Here is a 21,018-nt window from a genome sequence, read left to right on the forward strand (position 1 = left end):
CCGATGAGGGCGCGACGTCGGAGCCGGGCGGCTCAGAATCCCACGGCCGCCTGGTACACGGGCAGCAGCCCCGTGCGCACTCCCGAGGCCGACGGCTTCGGCTGGAACACGCTGGAGTTGTGGTTCCCCTCGATGACCACCGGCCCGTCCGGGGTCATCGCGAGGTCCCAGCCCACGTAGGGCGCCTCGGGCGTGCGACGGGCGAGCTTGTCCGTGAGCTCCCGCACCCGGTCGTACATGGGAACCTGGAAGCCGACGATCGGCGTGCCCGTCACGGGATGCTCGCGATAGACGTTGCTCTGCTTGTCGACGCCCGGGTACAGCGCCACGCCGTTCTCGTCGAGCATGGTGAACATGCCGCCCGAGGCGAAGTTGTCGATCACGTCGCCGTTGCCGATGCGCAGGACGGCCGCGAGAAGGTGCACGGTGCCGCCCGGCTCCGTGCCGTTCTTGTCGAGGAAGGTGATCATCCGCACCGTGTTGACGCTGTCCGGGTACAGGCTGCTCATGTCGGGGTGCTGCACGATGAACTCGTCGACGATGGACTGACCGGCGGCGGTGACCTCCGCGCGGAACGCCACGGGATCGGTCACGTTCTCGTGGAGCGTGATGCCGCCGCCCCCCTGACCCTCCAGGGGCTTGGCGAGCACCTTCGGATGGCGGGCGAGGAACGCGCCGAGCTCGGTGTCGTCGACGTCCCGGAGATCGATGGTCTCGCGGCCCAGGAGGTCGGCGTACTCGCGGGCGAAGCGGCGCTTGTCCTCGAGCTTCGCCCGTCCCTCGGGCGTGTTGTGCATGCGGGTGATGCGGAAGGACTTGGGATGGGTCATCCAGGTCGCCCGTTCCTTGGCGTTCAGCAGCCGGATGTCCCAGACGGCGTAGTCGCGGAAGCCCATGTCGTACTTGAGGGAGCACCAGAGCATGTCGGCCACGAGCACCGGCAGCGGTGCTCGGGAGACCTTCTGCGCCTGACGGGCGAACTCGATGAGGTTCCCCGGACGGAGCTTGCGGGCTCGTCGCGCGAGATAGCGGAGGCGCACGGTCGCTCGACCCATGGGTGGATTCCTTCCCTCGGAGCTCAGAAGCGCATGGCGGCGCGGTAACGCGGGAGCAGGCCGCGGCGGATGCCGGAGACCGACGGCTTGGACTGGAATACGCCCGTGTTGTGGTTGCCCTCGATGACCACGGGACGGTCAGGGGTGATCGCGATGTCCCAGCCGATGTAGGGCAGGGCGGGGACGCGGCGCGCCAGTCGGTCGACGAGCGCGAGGACCTCGCCGTACAGTGGCACCTGGTAGCCGGTGATGGTGACGCTCGTGAGGGGATGCACCTCGAACGGGTGCCCTTCCTCGTCGCTGGCGGCATGGAGGGCACGGCCCTCCTCGTCGAGCATGGTGTACATGCCGCCGTTGCTGAAGTTGTCGATGACGCCGCCGTTGCCGACCTTCAGCACCGCCGCGAGCACGTGCACCTCGCCGTCGGGATCGAGATAGGTGACCACGCGCAGGGAGTTCACACTGCCCGGGTACAGGCGCGCCATATCGGGGTGCTGCGCGAGCACCTCCTCCACGAGGACCTGCCCCGAGGACAGCAGCTCGGCGCGCAGAGCGGCCGCGTCGACGATGCCGGCCGTCTCGCGCATCGTGATGCCGTTGCCGCCCACACCGCCGGGGTTCTTGGTGATCACGCGGTCGTAGCGGCGGACGAACTCCTCGAGCGCCGCGGCGTCGGAGGTCGACACGTCGAGCCAGGCACGGCCGAGCTCGTCGCCGAAGTGCTCGGCGAAGCGCAGCTTGTCGTCGAAGATCGCGCGCTCGGCGTTGTCGTTGAGCTTGCGCGACAGGTGGAACGACTTCGGGTCGGTCATGTAGGTCTTGCGTTCGCGAGGCCTCAGGATCCGGAAGTCCCACTCGGAGTAGTTCTCGAACGTGGTCTCGTACCGCACGGCGCACCAGGCCATGTCGAGCACGACCCACCACAGCGGCGCACGCGAGAGCGTCGCCGACTGCCGGGCGAACTGCAGGACCCGCTCGCGATCGAACGAGACGACGCGCTTGACGAAGAAGCGCGCGCGCCGGTAGAGCCGGTTGAGGGCGCGCACGTCAGGCCCCGGTGATGCGCCGGATGATTCCGAGCGGCGTGGACTGGTGCCCCTGGCCGAGCGGGTTGTCGCCCAGGATCTGCACGAGCGTGCGCTCCCCCGCCTTGTCGAGGGTGGAGCCGAGGATGTTGCCGCCGATGTCGTTGATGTCGACGACGGCCACCTCGTTCGCGCCGCCCAGCAGCGCCTTCGCGCGTGCGGCCACCTTCTCGGGATCGAGCGGGCCCAGCACGACCGCCTTGTTGTACGGCGGGATCGTATGGCGCGTCGGTCCGTCGATCGACCGCGCCTTGTCGCCGGCGATGCGGTAGAAGTCCCCACGCCGTCCGAACAGCTTGCCCACGGCGCTCACCGCGGCGGCGAAGAGGATGCGCGGCGTGCCGACCTCCCGCAGGGCCATCTCCATCGTCTCGGGCATGCCGAGCCCGATGCCGTACGAGGTCTTGACGACGTACCGCGACAGGAAGCGGGCGAGCGGGCGCGGCGCGATGTCCTCCACCAGATACGAGCGGCCCTGGGTGATCGCGACGATCTTCTCGGTCACGAACAGCGTGTCGCCGGGCTCCAGCACGCCGGAGGCGTACTCGGTGAGGAACGCGTCGAGGTCATCGCCGGGCATCACGACGCGCGTGCGGATCGGGATGCGGGCGTACGTCGCACCGTCGACGGCGATCTCGAGAGATTTGCCGTCGTTCGCCTGTGCGCTCATTCGAGGTAGTCCCGCAGCGACTGCGACCGCGACGGGTGGCGAAGCTTCGCCATGGTCTTGGACTCGATCTGGCGGATCCGCTCGCGGGTGACCCCGAACGTGTCGCCGATCTGGTCGAGCGTCTTCGGCTGGCCGTCGCCGAGGCCGAACCGCATGCGGATCACACCGGCCTCCCGCTCGGACAGCGAGTCGAGGAGGGACTCGAGCTGACGCTGCAGCATGGTGAAACCGACCGCATCGGCCGGGACGACCGCCTCGGTGTCCTCGATGAGGTCGCCGAACTCGCTGTCGCCGTCCTCGCCCAGGGGCGTGTGCAGCGAGATCGGCTCACGGCCGTACTTCTGGACCTCGATGACCTTCTCGGGGGTCATGTCGAGCTCGCGGCTGAGCTCCTCGGGCGTGGGCTCGCGACCCAGGTCCTGCAGCATCTGCCGCTGCACGCGGGCGAGCTTGTTGATGACCTCGACCATGTGCACCGGGATGCGGATGGTGCGGGCCTGGTCGGCCATGGCGCGCGTGATGGCCTGACGGATCCACCACGTCGCGTAGGTCGAGAACTTGAAGCCCTTGGTGTAGTCGAACTTCTCGACGGCGCGGATGAGACCGAGGTTGCCCTCCTGGATCAGATCCAGGAACTGCATGCCGCGGCCGGTGTAGCGCTTGGCGAGGGAGACGACGAGGCGGAGGTTGGCACCGAGGAGGTGGCTCTTCGCGCGCTGTCCGTCGCGAGCGACCCACTGCAGGTCCAGGCCCAGCTGCGAGGACTTCTCGCTCGCGGACATGTGCGACAGCTTCTCCTCGGCGAACAGACCCGCCTCGATGCGCATCGCCAGCTCGACCTCTTCGGCCGCGTTCAGCAGCGGCACCTTGCCGATCTGCTTGAGGTAGTCCTTGACCGGGTCGGCGGTGGCGCCGGTGATCTGCGTCGAGTAGACCGGGACGTCGTCCTCGTCGCTGGAGGAGATGACGATGGCGCCGGTGGGAAGCGGCTCGGTGAAGGCCGGCTTGGCGCCCTCCTCCTCGTCGTCCTCGTCCTCGGCGTCGCCCTTCTTCGTCTTCTTGTCGGCGGGGGCGTCTTCGGCGTCGTCGGTGTCGTCGACGTCGTCGTCCGTCACGTCCGCGTCTTCGAGGTCGACCTCGTCGTCGAGTTCGGCGTCCTCGTCCTCGTCCTTGGCCTTCGCCTTGGTGACGCGGCTCTTGGCAGGAGCGGCCTTCGCCTTGGTGGCCGGTGCGGCCTTCGCCTTGGCGGTGCTCGTGCGCGCCGGCTTCTCGACCGTGGTCGCCTCTTCGGTGTCCTCAGCCTTGCGGGTGCGGGTGCTCTTCGTGCCTGACGTCACGTCTCGCCTTTCACCGACGGATGCCGTCGGGGTTTCGGACACTAGTAAGACCCTTGTCAAGTCCTGGGACGTGCGCGGCAGCGTACGACCAACGGGTGACAACGGGTCAGATCATCCATTCTCTCACAGTTCTGAGGCGGAGAACGTCCGGCTGCACTGCGGGACGGAGGATCCATCGGTGACAACGCTCTAGGGCGCGTCGGCATTCCCCGTCAGAGGCGGCCGCGCTTGTCCTCGTCCCCCGGAGGACGCGTCGCCAGGTAGCGCTCGAGCTCGGCGGCGAGCTCGTCGGCGCTCGGCAGGTCGCCGGTGTGGATGATCGGCTGCGCCCGGGTCGAGCCCGCCATGTACGAGTCGTAGCGCTCCTCGAGGTTGTGGAGCATGGCGGTCAGCTCATCGCTTCCGGTTACCTGCTCGGTCACCTTCTCGAGGTACTCGCGGTTCTCCTCGCGCAGATCGTCGAGGTCGAAGACCAGTCCGGTGGCGACCGACACGCTGTCCAGGCCGGCGATGGCGGCTGCCGGGTAGTCGGTGTCGCCGAGGTAGTGCGGGATCAGCAGGACGAAGCCCGCAACGTCGGCCGCGGACTGCGCGAAACGGTACTCCAGCAGGTGCCCCACCGTCGCGGGCACCTGGGTGTGCGGCTGCCAGACGGAGTGCGCCGCGGTGAGTTCGCTCCGCGTCCCGCTCACCGTGGTGCCGATCGGGCGGGTGTGCGGCACCGGCATCGGGATCGCGTGGACCCACGTGACCGTGGAGACCTGGAGCCCCTCGGCCAGTCCCACCATGGTCTCGGTGAACGCGTCCCAGGAGAAGTCGGGCTCGTATCCCGCGAGCAACAGGAACGGCTGGCCGAGCGAATCGTGGGCCAGCGACAGCTCGAGACGCGGCGGGCGGTAGGCGGTCAGATGATCCGCCTCGAAGGTGATGAGGGGGCGACGCGCACGGTAGTCGAGCAGGACGTCGGCGGAGAAGGTGAGCACCGGTGTGGGGTCGAGGTCGTCGCGGAAGTAGTCGACCATGCGCGATGCGGCGTTGCCGGCGTCCGTGAACCCGGTGAGCACGATCACGAGCGGCAGTCCGCTCGGGATGGGAGGGGCTGTCGCGACGCGCTCGTAGAGGGGACCGGACACTGGCATGCCTCCACTGTACGAGTCCTCGTGCGGACCGGCTCCGCGGTCATCGCGCTGACAGCGAACATGCGCGGGCGGGGAGCCGCGCGCGGCGGCGGACCGATGCCGTCCGGGCAAAACTAGGATGGAGCGCATGCCGTATCCGGAGCTGTCGTACACCACTTCCGCCCTGGCCGACATCGAGGCGGATGCTTTGGTGCTGGCGCTTCCGCCGCTCGCAGACGCCGGCGACGCGCTCGACGCGTGGCCGGGACTGGCCGAGGCGCTGGAGGGCGTCGGCTTCACCGGCGCCGCCGGCGCGACGGTGCGCGCCTTCGCCCCGGAGGCCACGCGCACGCCTCTCGTCGTCGTGGGCACGGGATCCGCGCCCGACGCCGCGGCCCTGCGCGACGCCGTCGGCGCGGCGGTGCGGACGACATCCGGATTCGACACCCTCGCCGTCGCCGCCGTCGCCGCGCCGCATCTCACCCGCGCTGTCGCGGAGGGGGCGGTGATCGGCGGATACCGCTTCGAGGGGTACAAGCGCGACGCCGGCAAGACCCGGGCGGGCCGCGTGATCGTCAGCAGCCCCGAGGAGCTGACCACGGCCGACAAGGCCTCCGTCGCCGCCGTCGGCTCGGCCGTCGCACTGGTCAAGGACCTGGTGCACATCCCGGCCGAGTGGCTGGGGCCGCAGGACTTCGCCGATCAGGCGGTCGCGGCCGTCGACGGCCTCCCCGTCGACATCGAGGTGCTCGACGAGGAGCAGCTCGCGGAGCAGGGCTTCGGCGGCATCCTCGGCGTCGGGCGCGGATCCGACCGGCCGCCCCGGTTCATCCGCCTGGACTACGCGCCCGCCGGCGCCGCCCGTCACGTCGCAGTGGTCGGCAAGGGCATCACCTTCGACACCGGCGGTCTGTCCCTGAAGCCGCCCGCCGGGATGGTCGGCATGAAGTACGACATGTGCGGCGCGGCGATCGCGCTGGCCGTCGTCGCGGCCGCCGCGCGGCTGGCGCTCCCGGTCCGCGTGAGCGGATGGCTCTGCGTCGCCGACAACATGCCGTCCGGCCGCGCGACGCGTCCGGGCGACGTGGTGAGGATCCTCGACGGGACCACGGTGGAGGTCCTCAACACCGATGCCGAGGGACGCGTGGTGCTGGCCGACGGCCTGGTGGCGGCCAGCCGCACCCGGCCCGACGTCATCGTCGACGTCGCGACGCTCACCGGTGCCATCTCGGTGGCCCTCGGCACCCGGCACACCGGCGTGATGGGCGACGACGTCGCCGTCGGCGAGTACCTGGCCGCCGCCGAGCGCGCGGGCGAGCAGGCCTGGCCGCTCCCCCTCCCCGACCACATGGAGGACGAGCTGGACTCCCCCATCGCCGACCTGCAGAACGCGAAGATCGGCGACCCGGCGGGCGGCTCGCTGTTCGCGGGCCTCTTCCTGCGACGCTTCGTGGGGCGCGTCTCCGACGACGCTGACGCACCGCGCATCCCCTGGGTGCACCTCGACATAGCCGGATCGGGAACGACCAAGGCCGCCTACGGCGCCACCGACAAGGGCCCGACGGCGGCGACCGTCCGCTCGCTCATCGAATTCCTCACGGGAGATGCCTCATGACCGACACCCACGCAGACATCGTCGTCCTCGGGGGCGGCAGCGGCGGCTACGCGGCCGCCCTCCGCGCGGCCGAGCTCGGCAAGTCCGTCGTGCTCATCGAGAAGGACAAGCTCGGCGGCACGTGCCTGCACCGCGGCTGCATCCCGACCAAGGCCCTGCTGCACTCGGCCGAGGTGGCCGAGCACGTCAAGGACGCGGCCTCGGTCGGCGTGATCGCCGCGTTCTCCGGCATCGATCCCGCCGGCGTCACCGCCTACCGCGAGGGCATCGTCGCCAAGAAATTCAAGGGCCTCGAGGGCCTCGTGAAGGCGCGCGGGATCACCGTGGTCTCCGGCGAGGGACGGCTGCTCGCCGACCGGGGCGTCGCCGTCGGCGACGACGTCTACCGCGGCGACGACGTCGTTCTCGCGACGGGTTCGTACACGCGGCTCCTCCCCGGTCTCGAGGCCGGCGGGCGGATCCTGACCAGCGAGGAGGCCCTCGCCCTCGACGAGGTGCCCGAGCGCGTCGCCATCCTGGGCGGCGGGGTGATCGGCGTCGAGTTCGCCAGCGTGTGGCGCTCGTTCGGTGCCGAGGTGACCATTATCGAGGCGCTGGACCATCTCGTGCCCAACGAGGACATCGCCCTCAGCAAGGGGCTCGAGCGCGCCTTCCGCAAGCGCGGCATCGTGTCCCGCCTCGGCGTGCGCTTCGCCTCTGCCGAGCAGTCCGACAGCGAGGTGACGGTGCGGCTGGAGGACGGCTCCGAGGTGGTCGCCGACTACCTGCTCGTGGCGGTCGGGCGCGGCCCCGCGACAGCGGGGCTCGGCTTCGAGGAGGCGGGCGTGGCGATCGACCGCGGCTTCGTCACCGTCGATGCGCGGCTGCAGACCAGCGTGCCGCACGTGTGGGCGGTCGGCGACATCGTCCCGGGTCTCCAGCTCGCCCACCGCGGTTTCCAGCAGGGAATCTTCGTGGCAGAGGAGATCGCCGGCCTGCGCCCGGTCGCCGTGCCGGAGACGACCATCCCCCGCGTCACCTACAGCAGTCCGGAGGTCGCCTCCGTCGGCGTCACCGAGGCCCAGGCCCGCGCCGAGCACGGCGACCGCGTCGTCGCCTACGAGTACAACCTCGCGGGCAACGGCAAGAGCGAGATCATCGGCACGGGCGGACTGGTCAAGGTCGTGCGCCTGGCCGACGGACCCGTCGTGGGAGTGCACCTCGTCGGCGACCGCGTGGGCGAGCTCATCACCGAGGGGCAGCTCGCCGTCGGCTGGGAGGCGCACCCCGAGGACCTCGCGCCTCTGATCCATGCCCACCCGACCCAGAGCGAGGCCCTGGGCGAGGCGTTCCTCGCCCTGGCGGGCAAGCCCCTGCACGCACTCTGACGACCCGGTCCCCCGGGTCAGTAAGCTAAATGACATCGACACGTCTGAAGGAGACACACCCATGAGCACATCCGTGGTCCTCCCCGCGCTCGGAGAGAGCGTCACCGAGGGTACGGTGACCCGCTGGCTCAAGCAGGTAGGTGACACCGTTCAGGCCGACGAGGGCCTGCTGGAGATCTCGACCGACAAGGTCGACACCGAGATCCCGTCGCCCGTGAGCGGCGTGATCGAGGAGATCCTGGTCCAGGAGGACGAGACCGTCGAGGTCGGCGCCGTGCTGGCCAAGATCGGTGACGGGTCGAGCGCCCCGGCGCCCGCCGACGCCCCCGCCGCCGAGACTCCGGCCCCGGCTGAGGCTCCCGCTGCCGAAGAGGCGCCCGCTGCCGAGGCTCCGGCCGCTGAGGCTCCCGCCGCTGAGGCTCCCGCCGCTGAGGCTCCGGCCACCGAGGCTCCCGCAACTCCTGCCGGAGACGCGAAGGACGTCGTGCTCCCCGAGCTGGGCGAGAGCGTCACGGAGGGCACGGTCACCCGCTGGCTGAAGCAGGTCGGTGACGAGGTCGCCGCCGACGAGCCGCTTCTGGAGATCTCGACCGACAAGGTCGACACCGAGATCCCCGCGCCGTTCGCGGGCACCCTGCAGGAGATCGTCGTGGGCGAGGACGAGACCGTCGCCGTCGGCGCCGTGCTCGCCCGGATCGGCTCGGGCGCGGCTCCCGCCGCAGCCCCGGCTCCCGAGGCTCCCGCAGCCGCCCCCGCTCCCGAGGCTCCCGCCCCCGCTCCGGCTCCTGCAGCTCCGGCCGCCGAGGCTCCGGCACCCGCGCCCGCTGCTGCCCCCGCCGCTCCCGCTCCGGCGGCACCCGCTCCCGCAGCACCTGCGGCTCCGGTTCCCGCTGCCGCCGCCCCGGCGGCATCGAGCCTCAGCCTGGACGACGACGGCCCGACCTACGTCACGCCGCTCGTGCGCCGTCTCGCGCAGCAGCAGGGTGTCGACCTCGCGTCGGTGACCGGCACCGGCGTGGGAGGACGCATCCGCAAGGAGGACGTGCTCAAGGCGGCCGAGGCTGCCAGCGCTGCTCCCGCCGCCGCACCGGCCGCGGCGGCCCCGGTCGTCGAGGCGTCGCCGCTGCGCGGCACCACGCAGCCGATGTCGCGTCTGCGCAAGGTGCTGGCCGAGCGTGCCGTGGCGTCGATGCAGCAGACGGCGCAGCTGACCACGGTGATCGAGGTCGACGTCACCAAGCTGTCCAACTTCCGCGACAAGGTGAAGGCGACCTTCCAGGAGAAGACGGGCGACAAGCTCTCGTTCCTCCCCTTCTTCGCGCTCGCTGCGGCCGAGGGCCTGCAGGCGTACCCGATCATCAACTCGACGGTGGACGGAACCGACATCGTCTACCCGCCGACGGAGAACCTGTCGATCGCGGTCGACACGGAGCGCGGTCTGCTGACCCCGGTCCTGCGTGATGCCGGCTCGAAGAACCTGGCGCAGATCGCCCACGAGATCGCCGATCTCGCGGCGCGTACCCGCGACAACAAGCTCAAGCCCGACGAGCTGGCCGGCGGCACGTTCACCCTGACCAACACCGGATCGCGCGGTGCGCTGTTCGACACCCCCGTGGTGTTCCTGCCGCAGTCGGCGATCCTCGGCACCGGCGTCGTCGTGAAGCGGCCCGGCATCGTCACGGTGGACGGCAAGGAGGCGATCGCGGTGCGCTCCTACGTGTACCTCGCGCTGTCCTACGACCACCGCACGATCGACGGCGCCGACGCGGCCCGCTTCCTCGGCGCAGTGAAGGCACGCCTCGAGGCCGCGGACTTCGAGTCGCAGCTCGGGATCTGACGAGACGCCCTCATGGCTGGTCCGCGACGTCGTATACGTCGCGGACCAGCCATTCGTCTTCGTCCCGGACGATGACGACGATCTGAGACGGATGACGGTCGTCCTCATCCGCCGTGACGCGCAGTGAGGCTGCCCCACCGTATTCGTCGAGCAGCGTGACCGTGCGATCCACCGACGGCGCGGTCGCCGCTCCGCTCGCGAAGTCCCGGCCGGGGGTCACGACCACGCTCGCGGGGCACCCCGCGGCCGCACAGGCGGCGAACCGGCGCAGCAGCTCCTCTCCCACCGCCGTCAGATCCTCCTCCGCGCGCGGCGCTTCCTCCGCGCCACGCCGGGGTGCCGGAGGCTCGGCGGTCGGCGACGGCGCGGATGAGGGCGTCTCGGACGACCTCGGCGCCGCGCCGTCCGCGCTCGGCTGCGGGGCGGGCAGCCAGATCCCCACGGCGAGGACGGCGGCGCCCGCGCCCGCGGCGAGCCCGAGCGCGCGGCGGCGATGCCCGTCGCGGGGCGGAGAGTGCGGCCGGCGCCGGACCAGCCGCGACCACGCGTCCGCCAGCCGGTCGCCCCACTCGGCGTCCAGATGACGGCGGAGCGCGCCGCGCAGCGCCGCAGCGCCCGCCGAGTCCTGAGCCGCCGCGGACGGAACGTCACCGGAGCGCACCGCACCGCGCACCGCACCGCGCACCGCACCGCGCACCTCGGAGCCGTGCGCGGCGGAGCCGGCCCGAGTCGAGCCGGGCGGGAGGACGGTGAGAGGTTGCGGTCGCACATCAGGCGGGACGGCTGCGATCTCGAGCGGACCGGGGTCGGCCGCCGCGAAGAGCGACGCCTCGGCGGCCCCCGCCTCTCGGCGCAGTCGTCGGGGGTCGGTCAGCACGGAGCGTGCTGTGCGGAGCGCGGCCGACAGTGCTGGCGGGGCGTCCTCGGTCAGGCGCTCGAGGAGGGCATCGGACTCCGCGCGCCAGAGGGCCGCACCTCCGAGCGCCAGCACCGGCTTTCCCGCGGACGTCACCCACCACGTGCCGTGGGGCGCCGCCAGGGCGTCGGCCTCGGCGCCGCCGCGAAGGATGCTGACCGCCGTCGTCACCGCTTCTCCCGCTTCGACGCCCGCACGCCGGTCGAGCCAGGCTCGCAGACGCAGCGGGCAATGCGGCACGAGGAGGCCCGCGCCATCGGGACCCATGGCGGCGTCGATGGGCGCGAGCACGTGCCCACCGGGGTCGGCGCGCCACGCGGGGTTGTCGTCCCAGAGGGACGCCTCCGTCCAGACCACGGGCTCGGCGACCCCCGGGAGAGCGTCCTGGCGGGACGGGTTCCCCGCCTCGCCGCCGGGCGGACTCGTCGCCGCGGGCAGCAGGTCGCCCGGCAGCGGAGCGTCGGCGGCGGAGAGACGGCGAAGGGCGGGGGTGTGCGGTGCGGACGGCATCCGGCGAGTGTGTCCGATCCGGCCGACCGCAGGGCATCGCGCGCAGCGGCATGTGGAGAGCTGCGGGGAGGCCGCGACTGTGAACAAGACGCGGTCTCGAAGGTAGGCTTGTCCCCATGTCATCCCGCAGTTCCGCGCCCGAGAAGCGGCCCGGCTTCTTCCGACAGATCCGCTCGCTCGTCTCCTTCACGCGCGACGTGTACGCCTGGGCTCCGTGGGTGCTCCTGGCCATCGTCGTCGTCGCGACCGGCCTGGGTGTTCTGGTCGGATTCTTCGTGCCGCCGGCGGCCGTGTGGAGCATCATCCTCTGGGGCGTCACGGGAGTCATGTTCGGTCTTCTCGCCGCGATGATGACGCTCACGCGTCTGTCGACGAAGGCGATGTACAAGAAGATCGACGGCATGCCCGGTGCCGCCGGTCACGTGCTGTCGACCTCGCTCGGGCGACGCTGGGTCGCCTCCGACACGCCCGTCGGCGTGAACCCGCGCACCCAGGACGCGGTCTACCGCGTGGTCGGACGCGGTGGCGTCGTCATCGTCGGCGAAGGCGCCGCCGGCCGCCTCACGCGCCTGATCAACGACGAGCGCGTGAAGGTGCAGCGCGTGGCCTCCGGCGTCCCGGTGCACGTGCTGCACGTCGGCCACGGCGACGGCGACGTCCCCATCTCCAAGCTCTCGGCGACCATCAAGGCGCTTCCCAAGAAGGTCGACCGCGCCACCATGGCAGCCGTCGTCAAGCGCATCGACTCCGTCTCGCAGTCCGTGACCTCGCTGCCGATCCCCAAGGGCATCGATCCCACCAAGGCGCGCGCGCCCCGCCCGCGCTGACGCGCGAGCCGGACTCCGCTCAGGCCCTGACCAGGACGGTGCCGGCGGCTTTGTCGTGCAGCCCGCGCTGGTCCGCGTCCCAGATCACCGCGGGGATCACCACGATGAGCAGCAGCGTCCGGATGATCGGGCGCCACAGCCCGACCCACCCGCCGCGCAGCAGCTGGATGCGCAGACCCATGATGCGGTGCCCGGGGCTCCCGCCGATCGTCGGGAGGAAGATCACGTTCAGCACCGCGAAGACGGTCATCGGCGCGAACAGCGTCAACCCCGCCTGAGACGGCAGCGCGAACTGGTCGTAGCCCAGGAACGCCGTCGCGATGAGCGTCGCGGCGAAGTAGTCGATGGCCAGCGCGGCGATGCGGCGTCCTGGGCGGGCGATGCTCCCGCTTCCGCTCTCGGGCATTCCGAGGCGTTCACCGGGGAAGCTGTTCTCTCGCGGGGCTGTCACCCACCCAGCGTATCGGCGCCCCTGTAACATGCCGGAAACACGAGAGACACTGCCGGGCAACCGCGCCTCGGTAGGTTCGAGACCAGCCTGCCGGTATCAGGCGGTTCCTCACCCGATCTTGGAGACTTCATGTTCAAAGACTCATCCGAGGTGCTCGCGTACATCAAGGACGAGGACGTCAAGTTCCTCGACATCCGTTTCACGGATCTCCCGGGTGTGCAGCAGCACTTCAACATCCCCGCTTCGACCGTCGACGAGGACTTCTTCACCGTCGGTCAGCTCTTCGACGGCTCCTCGATCCGCGGCTTCGCGAACATCCACGAGTCCGACATGCAGCTCATCCCGGACGTCTCCACCGCCTACATCGACCCGTTCCGCGAGGCGAAGACCCTGATCATGGTCTTCGACATCTACAACCCGCGCAACGGCGAGATCTACGCGAAGGACCCGCGCCAGGTCGCGAAGAAGGCGGAGAAGTACCTCGCCTCGACCGGCATCGCCGACACCGCGTTCTTCGCGCCGGAGGCCGAGTTCTACATCTTCGACGACGTGCGCTACTCGGTGACGCAGAACGCGAGCTTCTACAGCGTCGACTCCGAGGAGGGCGCGTGGAACACCGGTCGTGAGGAAGAGGGCGGCAACCTCGCCAACAAGACCCCCTACAAGGGCGGCTACTTCCCCGTCTCCCCCGTCGACAAGACGGCGGACCTGCGCGACGACATCTCGCTGAAGCTCATCGAGTCGGGCCTCGTCCTCGAGCGCGCGCACCACGAGGTCGGCACGGGCGGACAGCAGGAGATCAACTACCGCTTCGACACGATGGTGCACTCGGCGGACGACATCCTGAAGTTCAAGTACATCGTCAAGAACACGGCCGAGCAGTGGGGCAAGGTCGCGACCTTCATGCCCAAGCCGCTCTTCGGCGACAACGGCTCCGGCATGCACACCCACCAGTCGCTGTGGCTGAACGGCGAGCCGCTCTTCTACGACGAGAAGGGCTACGGCGGGCTGTCCGACACGGCGCGCTGGTACATCGGCGGCCTCCTGGCGCACGCGCCCGCGGTCCTGGCGTTCACCAACCCGACGCTCAACTCCTACAAGCGCCTGGTCAAGGGCTACGAGGCGCCGGTCAACCTGGTGTACTCGGCGGGCAACCGCTCCGCGGCCATCCGCATCCCGATCACGGGCTCCAACCCGAAGGCCAAGCGCATCGAGTTCCGCGCTCCCGACGCCTCCGGCAACCCGTACCTCGCGTTCGCGGCGCAGATGATGGCCGGTCTGGACGGCATCAAGAACCGCATCGAGCCGCACGAGCCGGTCGACAAGGACCTCTACGAGCTGCCGCCCGAGGAGGCCAAGAACATCCCGCAGGTGCCGAACTCGCTGCTGGACTCGCTGGAGGCCCTCCGCGCGGACCACGAGTTCCTGCTGGCCGGCGGCGTGTTCACGCCCGAGCTGATCGAGACCTGGATCGAGTACAAGATCGAGAACGAGATCAAGCCGCTCGCGGCGCGTCCGCACCCGTTCGAGTACGAGCTGTACTTCGGCGTCTGACGCACCTCACGACGAAGCCCCTCGGCCTGCGCCGGGGGGCTTCGTCGTCTGCGGCACGGCGGCGACTCAGCCGTAGAAGAGCTTCTCGAAGTCCCGGCGCGCGCGCCGTGCGGTGCGCAGCCACTCCTCCTCGACGAGCGTCGCGGACCGAGGCGGGTACTCCAGCACGCGTCCGATGCCGTCGAGCTTCCCGCGGTCGGTCGGAAGCAGATCGCTCGTCTGACCCGACAGCAGGGTGTTGGCCGAGCGCAGCCGACTCGCGAGACGCCAGCTGGCGGCGAGGCGCTCCGCGGCCGCATCGGGCACCAGTCCCGCCGCCCGCGCAGCCTCCAGTGCGCCGAGGGTCGAGGTGGTCCGAAGTCCTTCGAGACGGTGCCCGTGCTCGAGTTGGAGCAGCTGCACGAGCCACTCCACATCGCTCAGGCCACCCGGCCCGAGCTTCAGGTGACGCGAGCGGTCCACGCCCTGCGGAAGCCGCTCGTTCTCCACGCGTGCCTTGATGCGCTTGATCTCACGGAGGCCCTGCTGCTCGACCTGCGCGGGGAACCGCACCTCGTCGGCCAGAGTCATGAAGCGCCGGATCAGCTTCGTGCTGCCCGCGACGCCTCGCGCCCGCAGCAGAGCCTGGGCCTCCCACGACAACGACCAGCGCCGATAGTAGGCCTCGTACGCGTCGAAGGAGCGGGCAAGCGGACCGTTGCGGCCCTCGGGGCGCAGGTCCGCGTCGAGCTCGAAGGGCAGACGGTGATCCTCGGAGTAGGTGCGCAGGCCCGTCGCCAGCGCCACGGCGAGGCTGTGCGCCCGCTGCGGGTCGACGCCGTTCGCGTCGTACACGTACATGACATCGGCGTCCGACCCGAAGCCGAGCTCCGCCCCGCCGAAGCGTCCCATCGCGATGACCGCGAAGTCCAGGGCCTCGTCCGCAGCGGGAACGACCTCGCGGCGCACGGCGCGGAGCGTCGCCTGGATGGTGACCTCGCTGACGGTCGTGAGGCCCTGGGCGAGATCCTCGATGGTGACCGTGCCGACCACCGCCGCCAGGGCGAGGCGCAGCAGCTCGCGGCGACGCAGGGCGCGGACGGCGCTCATCGCATCGTCGATGGCGGTGTGCCGGGTCTGGATCGCGCGCGCCTCCTCCTGGAGGGCCACGCCCCGTCGGGGCTTCAGCTGCTCCTCCGAATCGAGCCAGGCGACCGACTCGGGGATCCACTCCATGAGCTCGCCGATGTAGCGGGAGCCGGAGAGGGCGCGGGTGAGCCGCTCCGCCGCTCCGGACGAGTCGCGGAGCATCCGCAGGAACCAGGGGGTGTCCCCCAGCCGCTCGCTGATGCGGCGGAAGGCGAGCAGACCGTAGTCCGGATCGACGCCGTCGGCGAACCAGCGGAGCATCACCGGCATGAGGTGGCGCGCGATGGTGGCCTTGCGGCTGAGACCGCTCGTCAGGGCGCCGATGTGGCGCAGTGCGCCCGACGGATCGCGGAATCCGATGGCAGCGAGCCGGTCGTGGGCCTGCTGCGGCGACAGCGCCTGCTCATCGGCCGGCAGAGCCGCCACGGCGGACAGCAGCGGCCGGTAGAACAGCCGGACGTGGATGTCGCGCACTTCGCGCTTGACGGACTCCCACAGTGCCCACACGGCGCTGCCCGAGTCGGCGAGACCCGACGACCGGGCGAGGATGCGGAGGCCCTCCGGCGTCGAGGGCATGAGGTGCGTGCGGCGGAGACCGGCCAGCTGGAGGCGGTGCTCGAGCACGCGCAGCGTCCGGTAGTGGTGGGAGAACGTCGCCGCTTCGCTCCGGCCGATGTAGCCCTGGGCGACGAGGGCGTCGATCGCCGGCAGCGTGCCCGTCTGGCGGATGCCGTCGTCCTGGAGCCCATGGACGAGCTGGAGCAGCTGCACCGTGAACTCGATGTCGCGGATGCCTCCCGGTCCCAGCTTCAACTGATACGGCACCTCGTCGGGCGGGATGTGCTCGGTGACCCGCTCGCGCATGCGCTGCACGCTGTCGACGAAGTTCTCCCGGGCGGCGGAGGTCCACACCTTCGGCTGGACCGCGGCGACATAGGTGGCGCCGAGCTCCGCGTCGCCGGCGATCGGGCGCGCCTTGAGCAGAGCCTGGAACTCCCAGCTCTTGGCCCATCGGTCGTAGTAGGACAGGTGCGAGTCCAGACTGCGCACGAGGGCACCCTGTTTCCCCTCGGGGCGGAGATTCGCATCCACCTCCCACAGCGGCGGCTCGATCTCCACGCCCGAGATGCCGCGCATCGTCTGCACCGCGAGGCGGGTCGCGATGTCGATCAACCGGCTTTCGCCGTACTGCGCGACCGCTTCGTCGTCGCCGCCCCCGACGAAGATGACGTCGACGTCGCTCACATAGTTGAGCTCGCGCGCGCCGGTCTTCCCCATCCCGATGATGGCCAGCCGTGCGGCGGCGACCTGGTCGCGCGGGAACAGCCCCGCGCCGGCTCCGCCTGTGGACACGCGCGTGCGGGCGACGCTGAGCGACGCCTCCAGCGCGGCGCCCGCCGCGTCGGCCAGTGCCGCCGCGACCGGTGCCAGCACGGCGGTGGCATCCGGTGCGGACAGGTCGACGGCGGCGATGCGGGCGACCAGGCGGCGATACCTCACCCGCAGGGCGACCCACGCGGACTCGTCGCCGCTCGCGGCGAACCCGTCGGCGTCGGCCCCGACCGCGTCGAGCAGCTCGGCGCGCAGCTCGTCCGCCGTCGGCAGGGCACTGCCCGGCTCGACGAGGAAGGAGAGCTCCTCGGGGTGCCGCAGGTAGAAGTCGGCGAACCCCGCGGAGGCTCCGAGCAGGGCCCACAGCGTCGCCGGATGGTGCCGCATGGCAGCGGCGACGTCGTCGGAGCGGCGTCGCGCGATGCGCACCAGCGCGGCCAGGGCGCCATCGGGATCGGCAGCACGCTCGGCGTGAGCGGTCAGCGTGGCGCGGTCGACCCCGATCAGTCCCGAGAGCTCGTCGAGCAGCTCGTTCGTCTCGTGCAGATCACCGAACCCCGCGCGGGCGAGACCGGTGAGCGTGCCGGACCGCGGGCTCGCCGACATGACGGGTTACAGCATCTCCAGGTTGCTCTTCAGCTCGAAGGGCGTGACCTGGGCGCGGTACTCCTGCCACTCGCGGCGCTTGTTGAGGAGGACGTAGTTGAAGACCTGCTCCCCCAGGGTCTCGGCGACCAGCTCGGACTCCTCCATGTACTCGAGGGCGTGGTCCAGGCTCGCCGGCAGGGCCTCGTAGCCGAGCGCCCGGCGCTCGGCGTCGGTCAGCGACCACACGTTGTCCTCGGCCTCGGGCGGGAGCTCGTACTCCTCTTCGATCCCCTTCAGGCCCGCGGCGAGCATGAGCGCGTAGGCGAGATAGGGGTTCGCGGCCGAATCGAGCGCGCGATACTCCACGCGCGTCGACTGGCCCTTCTTGGGCTTGTACATCGGCACGCGGACCAGCGCGGAGCGGTTGTTGTGCCCCCAGCAGATGAAGCTCGGCGCCTCGTCACCGCCCCACAGGCGCTTGTAGGAGTTGACGAACTGATTCGTCACCGCCGCGATCTCGTTGGCGTGACGGAGCAGTCCCGCGATGAATCGACGGCCGGTGAGCGACAGCTGATACTGCGCGCCCTCCTCGTAGAACGCGTTGACGTCGCCCTCGAACAGGGACATGTGGGTGTGCATGCCGCTGCCGGGGTGGCCGCTGAGGGGCTTGGGCATGAACGTGGCGTACACGCCCTGCTCGATGGCCACCTCCTTGACGACCGTGCGGAAGGTCATGATGTTGTCCGCGGTCGCGAGCGCGTCGGCGTACCGGAGGTCGATCTCGTTCTGACCGGGGCCGCCCTCGTGGTGGCTGTACTCGACCGAGATGCCCAGGTCTTCCAGCATGCGCACCGAGCGACGGCGGAAGTCGTGGGCGGTGCCGCCGGGCACGTTGTCGAAGTAGCCCGCGGAATCGACCGGCTCGGGCCCGTCCGCGCCGAAGGTCGACGACTTGAGCAGGTAGAACTCGATCTCGGGGTGCGTGTAGAAGGTGAACCCCGCATCGGCTGCCTTGGCCAGGGAGCGCTTGAGCACATGGCGCGGATCGGCGACGGCGGGCTGTCCGTCGGGCGTCGTGATGTCGCAGAACATCCGGGCCGTCGGGTCGATCTCGCCCCGCCACGGCAGGGTCTGGAACGTCGTCGGATCGGGGTGTGCGAGCAGGTCGGACTCGTAGGAGCGGGTGAGTCCCTCGATGGCCGAGCCGTCGAAGCCCAGTCCCTCGGTGAACGCGCCCTCCACCTCGGCCGGCGCGATCGCGACCGACTTGAGCGTGCCGATCACATCCGTGAACCAGAGGCGCACGAACTTGACGCCGCGCTCCTCGATCGTGCGCAGTACGAAGTCCCGCTGCTTGTCCATCGCGTCCTCTCCGATGCCGGTCTGCCCAGACTATCGGCCCGGGTCGGGCTCGCCGTCCGGCGACACGTCGGCGCCGCGCCCGGAGCCCCAGGCATCCTCGCGAGCCTCCTCCTCGGACCAGGCGCGCGACCGCTCGGCCATCACCTGCGGTGCGCGGGCGGCCTCCTCGGGCGTGTCGAACGGGCCGGCACGGTCGACCGACGGCGATTCGAAGCCGCGCTCCACCTCGCCGGTCTTGAGGTTGTACCAGTACTTCTCGTCGTTGCCGGTCATGGTCGTTCCTCTCGACGGCGGTCGGACTGCCTCGATCCTACGAGCCGTCGGCCCGGCCTCGGTAGGCTGGCGGGATGGCGATCAAGACGACCCGCGCCGTCGGGGTGGACATCGGCGGAACCGGCATCAAGGGCGCGGTGGTGGACCTCGAGGCGGGTGCGCTCCTGACCGACCGCATCAAGGTCGCCACTCCGCAGGGCGCCGAGCCCGAAGACGTGCTCGCCGCCGTCAAGGTCGTGCTGGAGCGGCTCGAGGTCCATGACGCCGACGTCCCTCTCGGCGTGGCCTTCCCGGCGATCGTGACCCGGGGACGGACGATGTCCGCGGCGAACGTCTCGGACGCGTGGATCGGGTTCGAGGCCGAGCGCTTCTTCGAGGACGGACTCGGCCGCGAGATCCACTTCGCGAACGACGCCGACGTCGCGGGCGTCGCGGAGCTGCGCTACGGCGCTGCTCGCGGCGAGGAGGGCCTCGTGCTGCTGACGACCCTGGGCACCGGGATCGGCACGGCGCTGATCCACCGCGGCGCCCTCATCCCCAACTCGGAGCTCGGGCATCTGCAGCGGGCCGGCCACAAGAAGGATGCCGAGGCCTGGGCGGCCTACTCCGCCATGGAGCGCGACGAGCTCACCTGGGCGCAGTGGGCCAAGCGCCTGCAGTGGTACTACAGCCACCTGGAGTTCCTGCTCAGCCCCGACCTCTTCATCGTCGGCGGCGGGGTCTCCAAGCACGCCGACGAGTTCCTGCCGCTCCTGGATCTGCACACGCCCATCGTGCCGGCCGTGCACCGCAACAACGCCGGGATCATCGGGGCGGCCGCACTCGCGGTGTCCTGAGGGCCGCCGGCTCGGCGAGAGGGCGAATGGGCCGGCCTGTACGCCGGGTTCTGTCCGGGGGCGTGAGCCCCGTGGACGGTCATCTCTCTCGGCGACGCGTTGCCGCGCCGCTCCAGCGGCCTACCCGGGGACTCGGCGGGCCGCGTCGTCATCCCCTGTCTGGCCTTGCTCCGGGCGAGGTTTGCCGTGCGGACCGCGTCACCGCGGTCCCGGTGGTCTCTTACACCACCCTTTCACCCTTACCCGCCGCTGACGGCGGGCGGTCTGCTCTCTGTGGCACTGTCTCGCGGATCGCTCCGGGTGGGTGTTACCCACCGCCCTGCCCTGTGGAGCCCGGACGTTCCTCGGTGCGGTCTCCCGCCACGCGACCGTCCAGCCGACCCATTCGCTCGGCGAGTTTACCGCGCGGAGTCCGATCGTGGTGTAGCATCCGATGTGTGGGCCCGATTGGGGAGGGTCCCGTATGAGCAGGCTGGGGGGCTTGTCATGAAGAAGTCTGTGTTCGCACGCGCACTCGTTGCGGGGATCTTGCTGCTGTCGCTGCCGACGGCGGCGCACGCAGCCACGGAGGACGACGGCTACACGCCGGGCGTCGACGGGAGCTTCACGCTCGCCGGTTCCGAGGCTGCGGGCGTCTGCGAGGACGACGTGCCGTGGATCGAGTACTCCGTGGTACTCACCGACACCAACAACCAGTCGACCAGCCGAACGGCACGCCTCGTGCTGTCCAACGGCTCGCAGTCGACGACGATCCAGCTGGGGGCGCTCGACGCCGACGGCACGCTGTCGGGCCGCATCCTGTGGCCCGGTGCGTCGATCGCCGCAGACGGCTCGCCGACCGGCTGGCCGGGCTGGGCGTTCGTCGACGGATCGTGGGTCGAGACGTCGGACAACTTCGCGTGGACGCGCGGAGACATCTCGGCGAAGATCGTCGTCAACCCGGAGGTCGCGGTCGCGCTGAGCTACCCGCCGAGCAGCCCGTTCTGCTCCGCACAGCCCAGCGTCACCGGTGAGCCCGCCGGCGTCGGCGACGAGGTGACCCTCGCGGTGACCGGTGGCGACGTCGACGTCCTGCCGTTCGTGGTGGGTGGCGGTGCGGTGCTCCTCGCGGGTGCCGGTCTGTTCGCCTTCAGCCGCCGCCGTCGCACCAACTGATC

17 protein-coding genes and 1 other RNA gene are annotated in these 21,018 nt (G+C 70.6%); 7 read left to right on the top strand and 11 right to left on the bottom strand.

Translation table 11 applies throughout. From position 1 onward, the window contains the following. Positions 1-32: 32 nt before the first annotated feature. The 5 genes from ACPWUT_RS06880 to ACPWUT_RS06900 form a co-directional block, all read right to left on the bottom strand. Positions 33-1,055 carry a sugar-transfer associated ATP-grasp domain-containing protein gene (locus tag ACPWUT_RS06880; protein ID WP_425841935.1) on the bottom strand — a complete coding sequence of 341 codons (1,023 nt, stop codon included), beginning with the start codon at positions 1,053-1,055 and terminating at the stop codon, positions 33-35. A gap of 23 nt (positions 1,056-1,078) precedes the next feature. After that, positions 1,079-2,101 (bottom strand): sugar-transfer associated ATP-grasp domain-containing protein, encoded by a 1,023-nt coding sequence (locus tag ACPWUT_RS06885; protein ID WP_425841938.1) that lies wholly within the window; start codon positions 2,099-2,101, stop codon positions 1,079-1,081. A 1-nt stretch (position 2,102) separates the two neighbouring features. Beyond that, positions 2,103-2,810, bottom strand: coding sequence for a coenzyme F420-0:L-glutamate ligase (locus tag ACPWUT_RS06890; RefSeq protein WP_284527211.1), 708 nt, complete (start codon positions 2,808-2,810; stop codon positions 2,103-2,105). Beyond that, a complete protein-coding gene (locus ACPWUT_RS06895) occupies positions 2,807-4,147 on the bottom strand; it encodes an RNA polymerase sigma factor (protein WP_425841941.1) in 1,341 nt (446 codons plus the stop codon). Before ACPWUT_RS06895 ends, ACPWUT_RS06890 begins: the two co-directional genes overlap by 4 nt. Before the next feature lie 212 nt (positions 4,148-4,359). Beyond that, complete coding sequence (locus tag ACPWUT_RS06900; RefSeq protein WP_284527213.1) at positions 4,360-5,286, bottom strand: proteasome assembly chaperone family protein; 927 nt, start codon at positions 5,284-5,286, stop codon at positions 4,360-4,362. Positions 5,287-5,413: 127 nt separating this feature from the next. On the opposite strand from ACPWUT_RS06900, the gene ACPWUT_RS06905 reads away from it, so the two are divergent. The 3 genes from ACPWUT_RS06905 to sucB all read left to right on the top strand — a co-directional run bounded on the left by ACPWUT_RS06905 (position 5,414) and on the right by sucB (position 10,084). After that, the gene (locus tag ACPWUT_RS06905) at positions 5,414-6,880 is read left to right on the top strand and encodes a leucyl aminopeptidase (protein ID WP_425841944.1); all 1,467 of its coding nucleotides are present in this window, start codon (positions 5,414-5,416) and stop codon (positions 6,878-6,880) included. Further along, a complete protein-coding gene (lpdA, locus tag ACPWUT_RS06910; RefSeq protein WP_425841947.1) occupies positions 6,877-8,247 on the top strand; it encodes a dihydrolipoyl dehydrogenase in 1,371 nt (456 codons plus the stop codon). Before ACPWUT_RS06905 ends, lpdA begins: the two co-directional genes overlap by 4 nt. Positions 8,248-8,308: 61 nt before the next feature. Then, on the top strand, positions 8,309-10,084 hold the full coding sequence (sucB, locus tag ACPWUT_RS06915) for a 2-oxoglutarate dehydrogenase, E2 component, dihydrolipoamide succinyltransferase (protein ID WP_425841950.1): 1,776 nt from the start codon (positions 8,309-8,311) through the stop codon (positions 10,082-10,084). Between the two features lie 10 nt (positions 10,085-10,094). Here sucB and ACPWUT_RS06920 read toward each other — a convergent pair whose 3' ends face one another. Then, positions 10,095-11,510, bottom strand: coding sequence for a hypothetical protein (locus ACPWUT_RS06920; RefSeq protein ID WP_425841953.1), 1,416 nt, complete (start codon positions 11,508-11,510; stop codon positions 10,095-10,097). A 116-nt stretch (positions 11,511-11,626) separates the two neighbouring features. Between ACPWUT_RS06920 and ACPWUT_RS06925 the strand changes: the two genes are divergently transcribed. Beyond that, positions 11,627-12,337, top strand: a complete 711-nt coding sequence (locus ACPWUT_RS06925; RefSeq protein ID WP_284527218.1) for a DUF4191 family protein — start codon at positions 11,627-11,629, stop codon at positions 12,335-12,337. 19 nt (positions 12,338-12,356) lie between these two features. Here ACPWUT_RS06925 and ACPWUT_RS06930 read toward each other — a convergent pair whose 3' ends face one another. After that, the gene (locus ACPWUT_RS06930) at positions 12,357-12,743 is read right to left on the bottom strand and encodes an RDD family protein (RefSeq protein WP_284528002.1); all 387 of its coding nucleotides are present in this window, start codon (positions 12,741-12,743) and stop codon (positions 12,357-12,359) included. A gap of 174 nt (positions 12,744-12,917) precedes the next feature. Here ACPWUT_RS06930 and glnA (ACPWUT_RS06935) point away from each other — a divergent pair, with 174 nt between their 5' ends. Continuing rightward, positions 12,918-14,342, top strand: a complete 1,425-nt coding sequence (gene glnA, locus ACPWUT_RS06935) for a type I glutamate--ammonia ligase (RefSeq protein ID WP_284527219.1) — start codon at positions 12,918-12,920, stop codon at positions 14,340-14,342. Positions 14,343-14,408: 66 nt separating this feature from the next. On the opposite strand, the gene ACPWUT_RS06940 is transcribed toward glnA (ACPWUT_RS06935), so the two are convergent. From ACPWUT_RS06940 to ACPWUT_RS06950, 3 genes are read right to left on the bottom strand one after another with little or no spacing between them, the layout of a single operon-like run. After that, the gene (locus ACPWUT_RS06940) at positions 14,409-17,408 is read right to left on the bottom strand and encodes a bifunctional [glutamine synthetase] adenylyltransferase/[glutamine synthetase]-adenylyl-L-tyrosine phosphorylase (protein ID WP_284527247.1); all 3,000 of its coding nucleotides are present in this window, start codon (positions 17,406-17,408) and stop codon (positions 14,409-14,411) included. A gap of 6 nt (positions 17,409-17,414) precedes the next feature. Further along, a complete protein-coding gene (glnA, locus tag ACPWUT_RS06945) occupies positions 17,415-18,752 on the bottom strand; it encodes a type I glutamate--ammonia ligase (RefSeq protein ID WP_284527248.1) in 1,338 nt (445 codons plus the stop codon). Positions 18,753-18,782: 30 nt separating this feature from the next. Next, on the bottom strand, positions 18,783-19,025 hold the full coding sequence (locus tag ACPWUT_RS06950) for an SPOR domain-containing protein (RefSeq protein WP_284527249.1): 243 nt from the start codon (positions 19,023-19,025) through the stop codon (positions 18,783-18,785). A 74-nt stretch (positions 19,026-19,099) separates the two neighbouring features. Here ACPWUT_RS06950 and ppgK point away from each other — a divergent pair, with 74 nt between their 5' ends. After that, a complete protein-coding gene (gene ppgK / locus ACPWUT_RS06955; RefSeq protein WP_284527250.1) occupies positions 19,100-19,861 on the top strand; it encodes a polyphosphate--glucose phosphotransferase in 762 nt (253 codons plus the stop codon). Between the two features lie 23 nt (positions 19,862-19,884). On the opposite strand, the gene rnpB is transcribed toward ppgK, so the two are convergent. Further along, an RNA gene (rnpB, locus tag ACPWUT_RS06960) (RNase P RNA component class A) lies at positions 19,885-20,245 on the bottom strand. Between the two features lie 102 nt (positions 20,246-20,347). Between rnpB and ACPWUT_RS06965 the strand changes: the two genes are divergently transcribed. Beyond that, positions 20,348-21,016, top strand: a complete 669-nt coding sequence (locus tag ACPWUT_RS06965) for an LPXTG cell wall anchor domain-containing protein (RefSeq protein ID WP_284527251.1) — start codon at positions 20,348-20,350, stop codon at positions 21,014-21,016. The last annotated feature ends 2 nt before the right edge of the window (positions 21,017-21,018 follow it).

This window comes from Microbacterium sp. PA5 (assembly GCF_049860775.1).
GTDB lineage: Bacteria > Actinomycetota > Actinomycetes > Actinomycetales > Microbacteriaceae > Microbacterium.

What these genes read in the sequence shown, in the direction of transcription:
- ACPWUT_RS06900 (WP_284527213.1), bottom strand. Translation starts at nt 5,286, where the DNA reads ATGCCAGTGTCCGGTCCCCTCTACGAGCGCGTCGCGACAGCCCCTCCC.
- ACPWUT_RS06940 (WP_284527247.1), bottom strand. Translation starts at nt 17,408, where the DNA reads ATGTCGGCGAGCCCGCGGTCCGGCACGCTCACCGGTCTCGCCCGCGCG.
- ACPWUT_RS06880 (WP_425841935.1), bottom strand. Translation starts at nt 1,055, where the DNA reads ATGGGTCGAGCGACCGTGCGCCTCCGCTATCTCGCGCGACGAGCCCGC.
- ACPWUT_RS06930 (WP_284528002.1), bottom strand. Translation starts at nt 12,743, where the DNA reads ATGCCCGAGAGCGGAAGCGGGAGCATCGCCCGCCCAGGACGCCGCATC.
- sucB (WP_425841950.1), top strand. Translation starts at nt 8,309, where the DNA reads ATGAGCACATCCGTGGTCCTCCCCGCGCTCGGAGAGAGCGTCACCGAG.
- glnA (WP_284527219.1), top strand. Translation starts at nt 12,918, where the DNA reads ATGTTCAAAGACTCATCCGAGGTGCTCGCGTACATCAAGGACGAGGAC.
- ACPWUT_RS06925 (WP_284527218.1), top strand. Translation starts at nt 11,627, where the DNA reads ATGTCATCCCGCAGTTCCGCGCCCGAGAAGCGGCCCGGCTTCTTCCGA.
- glnA (WP_284527248.1), bottom strand. Translation starts at nt 18,752, where the DNA reads ATGGACAAGCAGCGGGACTTCGTACTGCGCACGATCGAGGAGCGCGGC.
- ACPWUT_RS06965 (WP_284527251.1), top strand. Translation starts at nt 20,348, where the DNA reads ATGAAGAAGTCTGTGTTCGCACGCGCACTCGTTGCGGGGATCTTGCTG.
- lpdA (WP_425841947.1), top strand. Translation starts at nt 6,877, where the DNA reads ATGACCGACACCCACGCAGACATCGTCGTCCTCGGGGGCGGCAGCGGC.
- ppgK (WP_284527250.1), top strand. Translation starts at nt 19,100, where the DNA reads ATGGCGATCAAGACGACCCGCGCCGTCGGGGTGGACATCGGCGGAACC.
- ACPWUT_RS06890 (WP_284527211.1), bottom strand. Translation starts at nt 2,810, where the DNA reads ATGAGCGCACAGGCGAACGACGGCAAATCTCTCGAGATCGCCGTCGAC.
- ACPWUT_RS06905 (WP_425841944.1), top strand. Translation starts at nt 5,414, where the DNA reads ATGCCGTATCCGGAGCTGTCGTACACCACTTCCGCCCTGGCCGACATC.
- ACPWUT_RS06920 (WP_425841953.1), bottom strand. Translation starts at nt 11,510, where the DNA reads ATGCCGTCCGCACCGCACACCCCCGCCCTTCGCCGTCTCTCCGCCGCC.
- ACPWUT_RS06950 (WP_284527249.1), bottom strand. Translation starts at nt 19,025, where the DNA reads ATGACCGGCAACGACGAGAAGTACTGGTACAACCTCAAGACCGGCGAG.